Raw genomic sequence first — 15,924 nt, 5'->3', positions numbered from 1 at the left:
AGTTCTCGCTCCTGGCTGTCAACCTCTCGGCCACGTCGCTTGCAGACCTGCCGCTCGCTTGCCCTAGACCTCGGCTTCTTCGCCTACTCATGCAACGAATGCGCCGAGCAGACGTGGCCGGCCATCCCCACCTAGAATTTTGCATCCGTCATACGTGTTGATGAGAGTAAGCAATCACGGCAGCGGCACGGTGCCAGGCTCGGCGAGGATTTCCTTGCATAAAATGTAATCTACCGAATGATTTTATTTCGGATTCTCAGCCATGCGACTTTGCTTATAACGGCGGCTTAGAATTCAAGTTGGCGGGGCCATAGTCGCCACTACCATGGAGTACGGGTTTTGAATATCGCAAGCGCACGTGAGAATCGACGTGAACGTCTGAAACGTATGTTGGCACCGAAAAGCGTAGTTTTTGTGGGCGGAGCCGCTGCGGTTCCAGGTATCGATTATTGTCGTGCGCGTGGTTTTCGAGGAAAAATCCATGTCGTAAATCCTCGCCGCAGTGAACTGGCGGGTATTCTCTGTGTGCCAGACTTGACCAGTCTACCTGAAATACCGGACGTCGCTTATCTAGCTGTACCGCGAGAGAGCCTTGTCGGAGTGGTGCGGGAAGCATCGGAGATCGGAGTTGGGGGCGCGATCTGCAACAGTTCCGGATTTTCCGAAATGCATGGCGGAGAAAAATCCCAACGTGACTTGGTGGAAGCGGCGGGTGGAATGCCCATCATTGGGCCAAATTGCCCCGGGGTGGCGAACTTTGTTGACCGGTCAGTATTCATGATGGACCATTTCGGTGACCATGGCGATGATGGTTGCGTTGCTATTATAAGCAACGGAGGAGCGTATCTCTCCGATCTTGGGTGTGCTGACAGATCGTTACCAGTTGCCTACTCGGTGGGGCTCGGCAACCAGGCCATGATAACCGCCGCCGACATCTTGGATGTGGTGCTCGACGATGATCGCGTTCGCGCCGTGAATCTCTATTTAGAAGGCATAGTAGATGCGGCGCGTCTTTCGGCGGCCGGGTTGAAAGCCGCGCGCAAAGGTATTCCGGTGGTCGTCATAAAAGGCGGTAGAACAACAGCGGGCCGTCGCGCAAGTCAGTCACACACGGCTTCGCTAGCAGGCGACGATATTGTGGCGTCAGCGCTTTTCAAGCGACTTGGTTTTGTCGAAGTCCGTACCCCCATGGAAGCGGTCGAGACTTTGAAGATGCTCGTTTACGCGCCAAAAGTGAAAGGACGGCGCACTGCTTTTGTAACGAGTTCAGGCTCCTATGCGGTTCTTGGCAGCGATATTGCAGAGGCTAATGGCCTCGTCTTGCAACCTCCGTCCGCTAAGGCAGCGGCGACGCTGGAAATGCATCTTCCGCCTTTTGTCCATCCTGCCAATCCTCTCGACATATCTTCTGCGCACGGTAGCGACACGGACTTGGATCTAAATCTGAGTATTTATCGAGCGTTCCTGTCAGACGATCACGACGTGGCCGTTGAGGTGATGTGTTATCCGCCCGAGGGAGGGTGGGATCCTAGCGGCTGGGACATAACTACCAAAGCATTTGCACGAGCGGCCAGAGAGAGGGGCTTGCCCGCTGCATTCGTCAACACCGTCCCGGAGATGCTGTCGAAAGGCGTTCGAGAAAGGATGATAGCTGACGGACTGGTCCCGCTTATGGGTATTGATGATGGCCTGCGTGCCGTGGCAAATGCGGTGCGTTTTTCGGAGCTGGCAGATACTCTCGCCCGACAGACTGATGAAGAGATTGTTCTGCCAAAATACTCGGGCATCGCAAGCGCCGGAGTGTCTCTCGATGAGGCGGATGCCAAAGCCGAACTCGAGCCATGTGGGATAGTTGTGCCTCGTAGCTTGGTTGTCACGGTCGAGCGAACCAATCAATTAGCTGGGATCAGTTTTCCAGTGGCAGTTAAGGCCCTGAGCGCTGGGCTTGCGCACAAGAGTGAGTTGGGAGCTGTTGCACTGAACCTCGAAACGCCAGAGGCAGTTTGGCAAAGCATAGACGTTATGGCCCGAAAATTGAAAAATAGCGCCCCGGATATATGTCTCCGTGGTTTCCTAGTGGAGGAGATGGTCAAGGATGCGGTCGGTGAGATCTTAATCGGGATACGCCGTGTAGATACAATAGGACTAGCCCTAACTATTGGAAGTGGTGGCACAGAAGCCGAGTTACTACGTGACACGACTACGGTTCTTTTGCCGTTATCGCATGATGCCATCGCCGATGCTTTGCGAACCCTTCGGTTATTCCCTATGCTTTGCGGTTGGCGTGGCCGACCAAAGGGCGATCTGGACGCGGCGATCGATGCCATTCAGAAGTTTGCCCAATTCGCGATTGCAAATGAAAAGCGCTTTGTCGAAGCGGAGATAAATCCGCTGATGGTGCGCCTTGAAGGGCATGGAGTGGTTGCGGTCGATGCGGTCATGCGACTTTCTGAGACTTCCGGATAAGCTTCGACAAACGCTAGCTTGGTTGAGGATATAGGGATGAGCTTATTCTCCTCGCTCGATTATAGCTGCCATGCGATCCGTACTGGCAGTAGTTAGAAATCGCGGCGGGCCCGAGCCAGGCGCGGCTCTGGCCATGAGCGGATTGACGCTCAACATGGCAAAGGCGGGCCTTCCGCGCCGGAACGTGACGCAGTCCGTCTAACGAAAGCTCACGATGTCGAAGTACCAGAGCAGATTCGTCTTCTCTTCGGTTCCTGCCACTCAACAACGGGGAGCTGGCGCCCGTCCGCTGGTTATTCGACAGCCTGGGCGCATTCAGAACTCCTCGAAATCCAAGATCATGCCTCCGCTTTCGGCCACATCGGCGTCGGTGTCATCGCACGCCATCGCCGCCTGGGACCCCGCCGGCGCAGCACATGCTGAAACACCGAGTTACCGTGCGCTTAACCATCTCCCCAATATAGATCGAGCTTTCGGGCAGAACCCCGCCGATCAAGTTCTTCTAGCAAAATCCCGATTACGTCCGGCTGTCCTGCTGAGGGCGGATGCTGGGATCGATTTGCATGTCAGTTAGAATTTGCAAGGAAATCACCAGGCAGATGATTTTTTTGTGGACCGCGTCCTACGAGGAAAGCTGGTATTGGCTAGCAACCGTGCTGCGAAGCTTAGTTCTAGGGGCGATCGCCACGGCGAACATTCCCGTTGCGCTGCCGGCTAGAAATCACTTTGAAACGAGGTTCCCATGAACTCTGCAATCGCGAGCACTAACGAGTACGAGCACCTCCTGTACGAGGTTGACCCCGACAACATTTGCTGGTTGACGCTCAATCGGCCAGAAAAAATCAACGCAATGAATAAGCGCCTCATCGCTGAACTCAGGGACGCGCTGCTAAGGGCAGATGACGACGATAGCGTAAACGTCGTCGTTATCCGCGGAAATGGAAGGGGGTTTTGTGCCGGGCATGATCTTTATGAAGATGCAGACGATGTATTTTCATCTATTTACGAGTATCGCACGCACTTTTTCAAACAGTTTGAGGATTTCACGACGCCTTGGCGTGTGACCAAGCCCGTCATCGCATCTGTTCACAGCATCGCTATTGGCAAGGGTTTCGAGCTTTCGTTGTTTTGCGATGTTACTATCGTGACGTCAGATACTAAGATGGGCTACAACGAGTTTCGCTACGCAATTGGCGGGCATTGCATGTTCTTGCCTTGGATTGTCAACATGAAGACTGCGAAAGATATTATGCTTACCGGTGGTGAAGTGTCTGCCCAAAGAGCCAAAGATATCGGCCTGGTCACTGAGGTCGTTGAACCTCATGAGCTGCACGAGGCTACAAAGCGTAAGGCCAAGCTGATGGCTGCGATGCCACGTGACCTACAGCGGATGCACAAAATGTACATAAACCGCGTCTACGAGATGCAGGGTATAAGAAGCGCAACAGACTATTATCTAGAACAAGTGGCGATTATGGGGCATCAAGCAATGCCAGAATATGCCGAAATGATGAAGATGATAAAAGAGCAAGGCCTTCGAGCCGCGCTTGACAAAGCGCAGGAGCCTTATAAGGGGCTCGACTAACCAGCTTCAGTTGTTCTGATTCCTACGATGTTCCTTGCGCAAAGAAACGACGCCGAAACTCTTGACGTAGCGCTGGCTAAAGTTGGTTACGCTCGGCGCCGATAATGCCTAGAGCGCGGAAGGCTTCAATGACCTGCGCTCGAAAAGGACCTGGGATATAACGGAGAACACGGCGTCCGAAGCTCCGCGATCGACGGATGCAAGACAGCTACGCTGGCAACCAGGGCATCGAAGATGAATTCGGTCGAATCAAGGTCGTAGCCGCGGAACCTGGTCTTGTGCCGGCCACGATCGTATCGGACGGCCTTCAACTGTGCAGCTGCGGCCCACAATCTGGCGCGCCTGCCAAATCTCGTCGCGGAGACCGGTTGATGGCCAAGGTTCTTGGTCTGCCAAAACCTTTTCGAGGGCACTGGCGCATCGTCGAGATGAATGCTTGTCGTACCGACTTCGTCGATCACGTCGCGGAGAGCCTATCGGACATTGATCGAGATCAGTTCGGGGCGCTTGAAAGTTTCCCCGAAAGGGGCTGAAAACTGGCAATAAAGTCATTTGCTAGATGACTTTTTTACGCGACACCTGTGCCGGTCAGGCATGCTACCGTCTATAATCCGTTTGCGAGCGGGAGTGGTTTTCGTCGACGGCGACCGGTTGCCGGATTGAAGGGCTAGCTGAGCTCAATGACGCCAAGTGCTTTCGCCGGTGTCAAAATCCAGAAGGGCGTCACCGAGAAGGACGTTCACAGAGGAGGACTAAGATGGTCAAAAGGAACGGATTTTCGCCGCTGACGGCAGTTAGCCGCAGGCGTTTTCTACAATCTGCAGCGGGAGTCGGGGCTATGGCCATCGGTTCTGCCAGCGGAATTCTGCCATCACTGGCTGAAGCTTCTACTCCAAAAAAGGGCGGGCACTTCAAGATCGGCGTTGGCTCTGGGTCCACGTCCGACTCGCTCGATCCTGCCACGTATAACGAGTCGTTCGTGTATATCCTCGGCCATAGCCTCCATGGCTATCTCACCGAGATGGATCCTGACGGGAATCTCGTCGGTGAACTTGCAGAATCCTGGGAACCCTCGAAGGATGCCAAGACTTGGACCCTAAAGCTCCGGAAAGGCGTGGAGTTTCACAACGGCAAAAGTTTCGTTGCCGACGACGTAATCGCTTCCCTCAACCATCACCGCGGGGAGAAATCCGTATCGGGAGCGAAAGACATTGTTAAGACGGTCGAGGACATCCACTCCGATGGCTCGCAGACCGTTGTTATCTCGCTAAGAGAAGCCAACGTAGATTTCCCTTACCTTCTGGAGCATTTTCAGCTTCCTATGATGCCCGCCAAGGACGGGAAAGCTGATACTTCCGGAGTAGGCTGTGGTGGCTATGTGCTCGACAACGTAGATTTCGGCGTGAAGGCCACTTCCAAACGGTTTGCGAACTATTGGAAGCCGAATGCGGCTTGGTTCGACTCTTTCGAGGTCCTATCCATTCGTGATGTCGCTGCGCGAACGAATGCCGTGACGACGGGCCAGATTCACGCAATGGACAAATGCGACCTGAAGACCGTCCGCCTCCTAGAGCGAAATAAGAGCCTGGAGGTCACATCGGTGAGCGGCACTCAGCACTACACCTTTCCCATGCTTGTTGATGCTTCCCCATTCGACAACGTGGATGTCCGCTTGGCGCTAAAGTATGCAATTAATCGGCAACAAATGCTCAACACCGTCCTGAATGGATATGGACGACTGGGCAACGACCATCCAATTGCCTCCACGAACCGCTTCTTCGCCAAGAACCTGCCTCAACGCGAGCAGGATCTCGACAAGGCACGTTTCCATCTCCAGAAGGCCGGGTTGACGAACTTGAAGGTGCAGTTGTCCGCCTCCGATGCTGCATACACCGGCGCGGTCGACGCCGCGGTGCTTTATCAGCAGGATGCCGCGAAGATAGGTATCATCGTTGATGTTGTCCGAGAACCGAGTGACGGCTATTGGGACAATGTCTGGCTCAAGAAGCCCTGGAGCACCGGCTATTGGGGTGGTAGGCCTACTGCGGACTGGATGTTCACTGTAGCCTATGCGGCTGGGGCTTCTTGGAATGACACCCACTGGAAAAACCCGCGCTTCAATGAACTCTTGATAACCGCAAGGGGCGAACTCGACGACGCGAAACGGCTTGAGATGTACACTGAGATGCAGAGCCTATGCAGAGACGACGGTGGCTCCGTCATTCCCGTCTTCGCGAACTACATCAATGCGCTATCGACGAAGGTCGGTCATAACAAGATCGGGTCGAATTGGGATTTGGACAGTTTCCGCTGCGCAGAACGCTGGTGGTTGAAGGATGTCTAGGGACTTTTCATTTCGCCAATGACCTCGATATCGAAGATCATCTGTCAGCGCGTCGCCTTAGGCGCGCTGACGCTGTGGATCGTCTCGCTCATCATATTCGCGGGGGTGCAATTCTTGCCTGGGGACATCGCGACTGAACTCCTTGGGCAATCGGCAACACCCGAATCTGTCGCGGCGCTCCGGAAAAGCCTTGGGCTCGATATACCCATTTATCTGCGCTACTTCGACTGGCTCGGGTCTATCTTGCGTGGAAACTTCGGGACGACGCTTGCCACCGGCAGGGACATAGGGGAGCTCATCAGGCCGCGGCTTTTTAACACTCTGGTGCTCGCTGCGAGTTCTGCGGTGATCTCGGTTCCACTGGCACTGCTCGGAGGGATTGTGGCCGCGCTCTACCGGAACACGTTCATCGATCGTGCAATCAATGTGGTCACGCTTGCCTCGATCTCATTTCCTGAGTTTTTCGTCGCTTACATTCTTATCTTAGTATTTGCAGTTCATGCCGGCATCCTCCCAAGCCTCTCCGACGTGGATTCTGAGACGAGCGTCCTTGGACGTTTGACTGCGATCGCCCTTCCATCGTTCACCCTGGCGGTGGTCGTGCTCGCCCATATGATGAGAATGACAAGAACCTCAATCATCAATCTTCTGGGCAATCAATATATCGAGACTGCGCGATTGAAAGGTCTACCGGAGTGGCGCGTCCTTGTCAGGCATGCATTGCCTAACGCACTGGCACCCATCGCCACAATCGTCGTCCTCAACCTCGCATACCTGATAACCGGCGTCGTAGTGGTTGAGGTCGTCTTTGTTTATCCGGGGCTTGGGCAGCTCATAGTCGATTCGGTGCAGAAGAGAGACATTTCGGTTGTCCAGGCTTGCAGTCTTATATTCGCGGCGACGTATGTCGTCCTCAATCTAACGGCGGACGTACTATCAATAATAATGAACCCGCGCCTGATGCATCCAAAATGACTCACAATCTATTAGTAGGGCAACTTTTGGAAAATACGTCATGACATTCCTGTCTGCACCAAGGATCATCAGGACTGGAGCCAGTAAATTGGCTTCGTCACCGTTGAGCGCAAAGTTTGGCATTTCGGTCATCATACTTTATACGCTGGCAGCACTTTTCGCACCTCATTTGGCGCCATATAGCGAAGCCGAGATTGTCGCAACGCCATTCGAGCCCTGGAGTGCTCAGTTCTGGCTAGGTACTGACAGCTTAGGGCGTGACATGTTCACGAGACTTATGTTCGGCGCCCGCAATACACTCGGGATAGCGCTGATGACGACCGTCCTTGCCTTTTCCATTGGTGCCTCAGCGGGGTTGGCAGCTGCCACCTTCGGAGGCTGGACCGACCAGCTTCTGTCGCGCCTCGTGGACGTGTTGATGTCCATACCTCAATTGATCTTCGCGCTGCTCCTTCTGTCGATTTTTGGTACCTCAATTCCAGCGCTCGTAATTGTCATTGCCGTTTTGGATTCCACTCGGGTTTTTCGCCTGGCGCGAGCGGTCGCGATCAACGCCGCCGTCTCGGATTACGTTGAAGTGTCGAGACTCCGCGGTGAAGGCCCTATTTGGATCATGACACGAGAGATCCTGCCAAACATTGCACCGACGCTCATTTCGGAGTTCGGCCTGCGGTTTTGTTTCGTATTTCTGCTAATCAGCGGGCTATCCTTCCTTGGTCTTGGCATCCAGCCCCCGACAGCGGACTGGGGCTCCATGGTTCGCGATAGCGCGACATTGATCACATATGGCGACATCACGCCGCTGCTTCCAGCCGGCGCGATCGCTCTGCTGTCGGTGGCGATTAACATGGTTGTGGACTGGCTTCTTCATTGGGCAAGTGGGCTCAACGAGCACTAGCAGGATACCGGCCATCGGACGCTGGTCAGCTATGAGTGTCCATACCGAGGCAAATTACGCTTGGCCATGGCGCCGGGCTGGTATAGTGCACGCCTGTTGCGGTGGGCTGTCGATGGTTTCCTCGTTCCAGTCGATTGTCACGTATAAGGAAATGCCACGTGAACAACCAAATCGGGAGAGAACAGCAATTGTCGAGGAAAGTCGTGTACTTGAATGTGCAGGGCGACGCCCGGGGCGACGCTACCCGTAGCGAAGATAGCTGCGAGGGAAACGTCGAGACATTGCTCAACATCCGCAACCTCCGGATTGAAGCGACGGTTTACCCATCCGGCGAGAGCCCGGACGAGGTAATTCTCGTCGATGACGTTTCGCTCACGCTGAAACGAGGCAGGGTTCTGGGATTAATCGGGGAGTCCGGCGCGGGCAAGTCCACCATTGGCCTGGCCAGCATGGGTTATAGTCGCGGCGGGGTGAAAATAACTGGCGGCGAGGTCATTCTTGGGGGCCGTGACATACTAAAGGTCGGAGCAGATGGCGTGCGGAAACTCAGGGGCCGCCAAGTCTGCTACGTTGCTCAGTCGGCCGCCGCCGCATTCAACCCCGCCCATCGGCTGATGGACCAGGTGGTGGAGGCGGCCCTTCTCCACGGGATGGCGACGCGGACCGAAGCCGAGAAACGGGCGATTGCTCTGTTCAAGAAGCTTGGCCTCCCTGATCCCGAGAACATCGGCAAACGTTTCCCCCATCAAGTCTCAGGCGGTCAGTTGCAGCGAGTCATGACCGCTATGGCGCTCTGTTCCGAACCTGACCTCATTGTCTTCGACGAGCCCACTACGGCACTCGACGTCACCACGCAAATCGACGTGTTGGCCGCGATCCGGGACGCTATCCGGGATACCGGCGTCGCAGCACTCTACATCACCCACGATTTGGCGGTGGTGGCGCAGGTCGCAGACGAGATCATGGTTCTGCGGCATGGCAAACTCGTGGAGCGAGGAATGACGCAGCAGATCATCAACGAGCCGCACGAGCAATACACGCGAGCCCTCGTTTCAGTCCATCACATCGATCACGAGCAGAAGGACTGCGGCACGGCGCCTGTGCTGTCCGTCAAAGGCGTGACCGCATGTTACGGCGGCGGAGCGATCAAGGTCCTATGCGATGTTTCCCTGGACCTTCATCCCGGACAGACGCTCGCAGTGGTGGGTGAATCAGGCTCCGGTAAATCGACGCTGGCGCGGGTGATCACCGGGTTGCTGCCGCCTTTGGCAGGAAGTATCCAGTTCGACGGGCGCGACCTCCCCCGGCGGCTGGCCGAGCGATCGAAGGATGACCTTCGGCAAATTCAAATGATCTATCAGATGGCGGATATTGCGATGAATCCGCGCCAGACCGTTGCAACGATCATCGGTCGGCCGCTCGAATTCTATTTCGGCATCAGGGGTGCGGAGCGCAACCATCGCGTGGCCGAACTGCTTGACAAGATCGAAATGGGCAGGAGCTTTGCAGACCGGTATCCTGCAGAACTGTCGGGCGGACAAAAGCAGCGTGTTTGCATCGCACGGGCGCTTGCGGCAAAGCCCAGGCTGATCATCTGCGACGAGGTGACGTCGGCCCTAGATCCCTTGGTCGCCAATGGCATTTTGAACCTTCTGCTGCAGTTGCAGAAGCAGGAGGGGGTAGCCTACCTGTTCATTACCCATGATCTCGCAACGGTGAAATCGATCGCCGACTTCATCTCGGTGATGTATCGCGGGCAAGTAGTCCGCTATGGGCCAAAGGGTCAGGTTCTCGCCCCACCGTTCGATCCCTATACCGATCTACTGCTGTCTTCCCTTCCAGAGATGGAGGTCGGCTGGTTGGACAAGGCGATCCGTTCCAGGCGGATGGTGAGCGCCGGGAACTAGCAGGGCTCCGTGATCACGGCGGCGTGCGGGCAATCGGTGGCGCTGGTGTGATTTCCCTTAGTGTGTTAGCCCCGTATTCCTTGGCTTTGCGAAGCTTGGGCCATGCCTTGAACTCGAACGGTAAACACCCCTCCCCTCAACTTGGTTCATCGCACGGACAGGCTGAACCGCTCGCGATGCAGCCCTCACGAGGGGTGGACGGCGAAACAACCTACCAGCAGAACGCAATCAAGGCCGGCATCACCATCGATTATTGTCTCGGACCACCAGCGTCATTCGTGCGCCTGCCTCTTGATCGCAATCGCCCTACCCACGCGGACAGGGACAACCTGTAACGCGTGATCAGCCTGCACCCGTTCCAGGTTAGCAAGGATGTCGGGAGGAAATGGCACCACCTTCGGACCGGACATGTCGATGTGCAGGCACAGTTGTTCAGACGTTGCCGCCAGCCAACCATCGATGTGGCGAAGCTCTTGGTAGAAATGCACGCGCTTCTCGTCGTGGTCCAGCAGCTGGAATGTGGCGGTGACGCAGTGTCCGAAATGGAGTTCTCGGATATAACAGACGTGGACTTCGGCAGAATAGCTAGTCAAGGCGCGTGCGCGGGGGTACCCAGCCCCAAGCCCCATCTTTTCGAACGCATCTTCTCCAGCGCGATCGAAGAGCACGTTGTAATAGGCCATGTTGAGATGGCCGTTATAGTCTATCCAGTCCTTCTCGATTTCCAGGACAGGCGAAACAAACATATAGTACGCTCCAATTCTAGCTTTGGCGGCTGTTGCCTTGATGGCAGGACTGCATTGTCAACTCATGTGCCTCTGTGTGTCTGCCAGCTGATCCAAGCGCGATCGCCTATTTACGATCTCTCAAGCGCTTCGAGTTCAGCGAGCAGTCCTTTGGTTGGCGCCCCACGTGGCGTGATAGACGCCAGTTCGGCCAATGAGATGAACTGGGAAGCGTGGTGCCGGCTCTGTCTGCAAGACGCCGTCAATGGTCTTGTTGATGTCGCGGGCAATGTTGGACGGATATGATAGCAGCGGGATATGGCCCCGGGCGTGCGCACAACCTTGTCGACGTCCATAGAAGTGAGTTCCTGCCTGGCCACCGCGGCAATATCGATGGTTCATGTACCGGGGCGGATGTCGCGCGCGATACAACCTGCCTTGCCGAGGTTGACGGTGAAGGTCGAGGCTGCGAGCCGGTATGATTGTCGCGGGCAAGCCCGACCGCCCGTCGGCGTTCGCCGCCTTCGTCACGTGCTAGTAACGATGACATTCGGCGTAGTATTTGCCGGTCGTCCAACCATCGATGATGCCGTGCCTGCCAATGGCACCAGGTAGTTGACCATGACGCAGAAGCCGTCGCCACCGATTGATCCGTTCGCCTGAAACGGCGTATTGACGGGCGGATAAATGCCCTTGAATGACATTGGTCGGCTCATTTTGCCTCGATGCCAAGTTCATATTCGAGCTTTTGGCGCGGGGTAACCGAAACAAATTCACTAACCACATTACTTTTTTTCGCACTTCCAACTGTGGCCAGCGATGATACGACGGTCACACCTCCGTAGCAGAAGCCGATGTCTGCATTGAAACAGGATTGACGGGCTGAAGCGGACTCAAGCCTGCATAGTGAACTCGTCCGAGGTGCAAACGGAATGAAATTTCAGCCGAAGGCCAGTCACTTCATCGACGGAGAATATGTCGAGAGCGCAGCCGGCAAAGCGATCGAGGTTATATATCCGGCGACGGGTGAGATAATCGCTAGGCTTCACGCCGCCACGCCAGCTATAGTGGAAAAGGCGCTGCAGTCAGCAAAGACCGCGCAGAGGAATTGGGCCGCTAAGACAGGAACAGAGCGCGGACGCGTTCTGCGTCGCGCAGCCGAGATATTGCGTGAGCGCAATTACGACCTTTCTGAACTCGAGACGCACAACACCGGCAAACCCATCCAGGAAACGCTCGTTGCGGATGCATCTTCCGGGGCCGATGCATTGGAGTATTTTGGTGGGCTGGCCGCGAGCTTGACGGGCGAGTATATTCCCCTGGCCAATGGAGACTTCGCCTTTACAATACCGGAGGCGCTTGGCGTTTGTGTTGGCATAGGCGCATGGAATTATCCGATTCAAATCGCCTGTTTGAAGGCCGCACCGGCGTTAGCTTGCGGCAATGCAATGATTTTCAAGCCATCCGAAACGACGCCGCTATCTGCGCTGAAGCTTGCTGAAGCTCTTGTGGAAGCCGGTGCTCCGAACGGCGTCTTCAACGTTGTGCAGGGATATGGCGATGTTGGAGCCGCCCTCGTGGCCGATCGGCGCGTGGCCAAAGTGTCCCTGACTGGCTCTGTTCCGACGGGGCGCAGGGTATACGCGGCTGCAGCTAAGGGGATGAAACACGTCACGATGGAACTCGGCGGAAAATCGCCACTGATTGTTTTCGACGACGCAGACCTTGAGAATTCCGTCAGTGGCGCCATCGTTGGAAACTTCTTCTCTTCGGGTCAAGTCTGCTCCAACGGCACACGCGTCTTCGTGCAGAAACGAATAAAGACTGCCTTCCTTGAAAGGCTTTCCTCGAGACTGGCTTCAACAAAAATCGGCGACCCTATGGACCCACAGGTCAACTTTGGACCTATGGTAAGTGAACGCCAGTTGGAAATAGTGAAGGCTTATATTGCCAAGGGCCTCGCGGAGGGCGCGCGACTTGTTCACGGAGGACTTCAGCTGGACAGGCCGGGCTTTTATCTGCAGCCCACGGTCTTTGCTGATGTGACAGACGAAATGACGATAGCGCGAGAGGAAATCTTCGGTCCCGTTATGTCCGTGCTAGAATTCGAAACCGAAGAGGAGGTAATCACAAGAGCCAATGCGACCGAGTTTGGCCTAGCGGCAGGGGTATTCACTGGCGACCTTACGCGAGCCCATCGGGTGGCCAAGGAATTCGAAGCAGGAACCTGCTACATCAACACCTATAATCTTGCGCCTGTCGAAGCCCCCTTTGGCGGTTCAAAGTTATCGGGAGTCGGCCGGGAAAATTCCAAGCTTGCGTTACACCACTATACAGAGATGAAGACGATCTATGTCTCGATGAATGACCTGCGAGCTCCATACTAGTTTTCGCATTGGTTCTGTTGTCCCTATTCATCATCAAAGGTCAATCTTGGCATCCGGACCGCGCCGCTAAATTCCGACGACAAGGGCGCCGCCGCTCAGGCCCGCACCCGCCGCCGCCAGCAGGATTTTCTCTCCCTGCCGGAACGGCTCCGTTTGATGGGCCAGCGACAGAGACAGCGGGATCGTCGCGGCGGAAGAATTGCCGTACTCGGCGATCGTCTTGACGATTGCTTGATCGGCTATTCCGAGGTTCTTCCCGACCGCATCGAAAATACGGGCATTGGCCTGATGCGGCACGAACCGGCCGACATCCTGCGGCTGCATGTGGGCTGCAGCGAGCGCGTCCTGCGAGCAATCGGTCATCATCTCGACGGCCTTTGCGAACACTTCGCGTCCGTCGATCATCGTCATTCGGGTTTGCGCGAGATCGAGGTCACCGTGAAACGGCTTGTTGCTTCCTCCTGCGGGAATCTGGATCAGCCCGTATCGCGATCCGTCGGAATCCACGGAGGCACCGAGAATCCCCCGATCAGTATCCTCGGACGGACCGATCACGAGGGCGCCGGCGGCATCGGCAAACAGCACGGCGCTGGCGCGCTCAGAGGGATTGATGCGGCGGCTGAGGATATTGGCGGCGATAACAAGGCTCGCTTTGCCGTGCAGGCGGGTAAATCCGTCCGCAAACATCAGCGCGTAGATGAAGCCGGCGCAGGCGCCGGTCAGATCGACAGCGCCGGCGCGGCCGAGCCCCAGCCGATGTGCGACCAGGGGCGCGCTGGGCGGCAGGAGGTGATCGGGCGTCGAGGTGGCAAGTAACAGCAGACCGCTGTCGTGGCGCGCAATGCCGGCGCTGGCCAGCGCCATGGCGCCGGCCTGCGCAGCAAGACCAGACAGCGTGTCTTCGTCCGTTGCCCAGAAGCGCGAACGAATTCCGGTGCGCCGCTCGATCCAGCCCGGTTCGAGGCCGAGATTGTTCTCGATTTCGGCATTGGCCACCTTTCGCCCAGGCGCATGATGGCCAAACCCGAGAATGCGTGACGACCTGCTCATGGCCTCGAACCGAAGCGTTCGCCGGTATCCTCGATGGCGTCATGGAGCCGATCGAGCTCGTCGCCGGTGATGCAATAGGGCGGCAGGAGATAAAGGACATTGCCGAGCGGGCGCACAAGCAGGCCGAGCTCGAGGAAAAATGCCCGCAGCTTAGGTCCGATCTCGGCCAGATAGCCGGCAGAGCCGGCGCGCAGGTCGAGAGCCAGGATCGTGCCGATCGCCCGGCTGTCGGTGAAGTTGGCATTATCGCGAAAGCGCCGAAGGCCGGCAGCCTGCCTCGCGCTCAGGGTGGCGATCCGCTCGGCCACCGGCTCGTCACGCCAGATCTCGACATTGGCGAGTGCTGCCGCGCAGGCAATCGGATTGGCCGTGTAGGAACTCGAGTGGAAAAAGGTCTTCTTCCGGTCCTCGGAATAGTGAGCCTGGAAGATGGCATCGGTGGCAAGCGTGGCGGCCAGCGGGATGGTGCCGCCGGTCAGGCCCTTCGAGGTGCACAGGATGTCGGGTGAGATGGACGCCTGCTCACAGGCGAACATGGTTCCGGTACGCCCCCAGCCGGTCATCACCTCGTCGGCGATCAGCAGCGTGCCGGAGGCCTCAGTGACCTTCTTCAATTCGGACAGAACCGACGCCGGATACATCCGCATGCCGCCGGCGCCAAGCACCAGCGGCTCGACGATCAGCGCGGCGGCGCGCTGGTCGCGGCTGACGGCCTCGAAACAATCTAGCGTTTCCTGTTCGCGCCCGGCGGCAGGGAAGGGAATGGTGTCGACCTCGAACAGCAAGGGTTCGTAGGCGGCGTTGAACACACCGCGGGCACCGACGCTCATCGTGCCGATCGTGTCGCCATGATAGCTGTGCTCCATGACCACGATGCGCCAGCGCGGCGCGCCGATGTTGCGGAAATAACCGAGCGCCATCTTCAGTGCAACTTCGACGGCGGTCGAGCCGCTGTCGGAATAGAACACCCAGTCGAGTCCGGGGGGAGCGAGGCCGACAAGCGCCTTGGCCAGGCGTTCGGCCGGCTCGTGCGTGAACCCCGCGAAGATGATCTGATCGAGGCGCGACGCAGTGGTCTCGATGGCCTTCATGATACGGGGATGGCGGTGGCCATGCGTGACGACCCACCAGGAGGAAATGGCGTCCAGAATGCGCGCGCCATTGGCTTTGTGGAGATAGGCGCCTTCAGTCAGGACGATTTCAGGGATCGCCGGCTCGAGCGCGTGCTGGGTGAAGGGATGCCACACACGGGATTGCGGCATCATTCGCCTCCGGCAATCAAAGCGAGGTCGAAGCCGGCAATCATCGCCTGTCTCAGCGTTTTGTCCGTCAGCGGATCGAGGTGCGGCAGCCTGCCGAGTTGCGGCACGTCGCCGAATTCCAGGATCGTCCGTTGCGTATCGGTCATCTCATCGCCGATGAAGGCGATGCCGGCCAGCGGGATAGCGCGCGCCCGCAGGGCCTCGATCGACAGCAGGGTGTGGTTGATTGTTCCGAGCGCGGTGCGGGCGCACAGAATGACCGGCAACTGCCATTGCTCGAATATGTCGATGAACCTTGTCCGGCGGTTCAGCGGCACCATCAGCC

13 protein-coding genes and 1 pseudogene are annotated in these 15,924 nt (G+C 56.8%); 9 read left to right on the top strand and 5 right to left on the bottom strand.

What is annotated here, in order from left to right; translation table 11 throughout:
• Nucleotides 1–339 precede the first annotated feature (339 nt).
• The 8 genes and pseudogenes from NKJ84_RS28160 to NKJ84_RS28130 all read left to right on the top strand — a co-directional run bounded on the left by NKJ84_RS28160 (nucleotide 340) and on the right by NKJ84_RS28130 (nucleotide 10,175).
• Nucleotides 340–2,466, top strand: a complete 2,127-nt coding sequence (locus NKJ84_RS28160) for an acetate--CoA ligase family protein (RefSeq protein WP_352509137.1) — start codon at nucleotides 340–342, stop codon at nucleotides 2,464–2,466.
• A 96-nt stretch (nucleotides 2,467–2,562) separates the two neighbouring features.
• A pseudogene (locus NKJ84_RS33330) lies at nucleotides 2,563–2,667 on the top strand (carboxyl transferase domain-containing protein); the annotation flags it as partial.
• Nucleotides 2,668–3,208: 541 nt separating this feature from the next.
• Nucleotides 3,209–4,051 carry an enoyl-CoA hydratase/isomerase family protein gene (locus NKJ84_RS28155; protein ID WP_352509136.1) on the top strand — a complete coding sequence of 281 codons (843 nt, stop codon included), beginning with the start codon at nucleotides 3,209–3,211 and terminating at the stop codon, nucleotides 4,049–4,051.
• A gap of 197 nt (nucleotides 4,052–4,248) precedes the next feature.
• The gene (locus NKJ84_RS28150; RefSeq protein WP_352509135.1) at nucleotides 4,249–4,584 is read left to right on the top strand and encodes a hypothetical protein; all 336 of its coding nucleotides are present in this window, start codon (nucleotides 4,249–4,251) and stop codon (nucleotides 4,582–4,584) included.
• Nucleotides 4,585–4,808: 224 nt separating this feature from the next.
• Complete coding sequence (locus NKJ84_RS28145) at nucleotides 4,809–6,395, top strand: ABC transporter substrate-binding protein (RefSeq protein ID WP_352509134.1); 1,587 nt, start codon at nucleotides 4,809–4,811, stop codon at nucleotides 6,393–6,395.
• A gap of 18 nt (nucleotides 6,396–6,413) precedes the next feature.
• Nucleotides 6,414–7,370 carry an ABC transporter permease gene (locus tag NKJ84_RS28140; protein WP_352509133.1) on the top strand — a complete coding sequence of 319 codons (957 nt, stop codon included), beginning with the start codon at nucleotides 6,414–6,416 and terminating at the stop codon, nucleotides 7,368–7,370.
• 40 nt (nucleotides 7,371–7,410) lie between these two features.
• The gene (locus tag NKJ84_RS28135; RefSeq protein WP_352509132.1) at nucleotides 7,411–8,268 is read left to right on the top strand and encodes an ABC transporter permease; all 858 of its coding nucleotides are present in this window, start codon (nucleotides 7,411–7,413) and stop codon (nucleotides 8,266–8,268) included.
• 281 nt (nucleotides 8,269–8,549) lie between these two features.
• The gene (locus NKJ84_RS28130) at nucleotides 8,550–10,175 is read left to right on the top strand and encodes an ABC transporter ATP-binding protein (protein ID WP_352509148.1); all 1,626 of its coding nucleotides are present in this window, start codon (nucleotides 8,550–8,552) and stop codon (nucleotides 10,173–10,175) included.
• Nucleotides 10,176–10,447: 272 nt separating this feature from the next.
• Here NKJ84_RS28130 and NKJ84_RS28125 read toward each other — a convergent pair whose 3' ends face one another.
• Both NKJ84_RS28125 and NKJ84_RS28120 read right to left on the bottom strand, forming a co-directional pair.
• The gene (locus tag NKJ84_RS28125; protein WP_352509131.1) at nucleotides 10,448–10,921 is read right to left on the bottom strand and encodes a thioesterase family protein; all 474 of its coding nucleotides are present in this window, start codon (nucleotides 10,919–10,921) and stop codon (nucleotides 10,448–10,450) included.
• 506 nt (nucleotides 10,922–11,427) lie between these two features.
• Entirely contained in the window at nucleotides 11,428–11,604 is a 177-nt protein-coding gene (locus NKJ84_RS28120; protein WP_352509130.1) for a hypothetical protein, read from the bottom strand.
• A gap of 228 nt (nucleotides 11,605–11,832) precedes the next feature.
• Between NKJ84_RS28120 and betB the strand changes: the two genes are divergently transcribed.
• Nucleotides 11,833–13,287, top strand: a complete 1,455-nt coding sequence (betB, locus tag NKJ84_RS28115; protein WP_352509129.1) for a betaine-aldehyde dehydrogenase — start codon at nucleotides 11,833–11,835, stop codon at nucleotides 13,285–13,287.
• Nucleotides 13,288–13,353: 66 nt separating this feature from the next.
• Here the strand turns inward: betB and bioZ are convergent, their stop codons facing one another.
• The 3 genes from bioZ to bioD all read right to left on the bottom strand — a co-directional run.
• Nucleotides 13,354–14,337: a 3-oxopimeloyl-[acyl-carrier-protein] synthase BioZ gene (gene bioZ / locus NKJ84_RS28110; protein WP_352509128.1), complete on the bottom strand. Its 984-nt coding sequence runs from the start codon at nucleotides 14,335–14,337 to the stop codon at nucleotides 13,354–13,356.
• Entirely contained in the window at nucleotides 14,334–15,599 is a 1,266-nt protein-coding gene (locus NKJ84_RS28105; RefSeq protein WP_352509127.1) for an adenosylmethionine--8-amino-7-oxononanoate transaminase, read from the bottom strand. Before NKJ84_RS28105 ends, bioZ begins: the two co-directional genes overlap by 4 nt.
• A partial coding sequence (gene bioD / locus NKJ84_RS28100) for an ATP-dependent dethiobiotin synthetase BioD (protein ID WP_352509126.1) occupies nucleotides 15,599–15,924 on the bottom strand: 326 nt, incomplete at its 5' end. The genes NKJ84_RS28105 and bioD, both read right to left, overlap by 1 nt.

Source organism: Mesorhizobium sp. M0048, assembly GCF_040323405.1.
GTDB lineage: Bacteria > Pseudomonadota > Alphaproteobacteria > Rhizobiales > Rhizobiaceae > Mesorhizobium.
The sequence above is the reverse complement of the archived record's forward strand: the minus strand, read 5'-3'. Positions and strand labels throughout refer to the sequence as shown.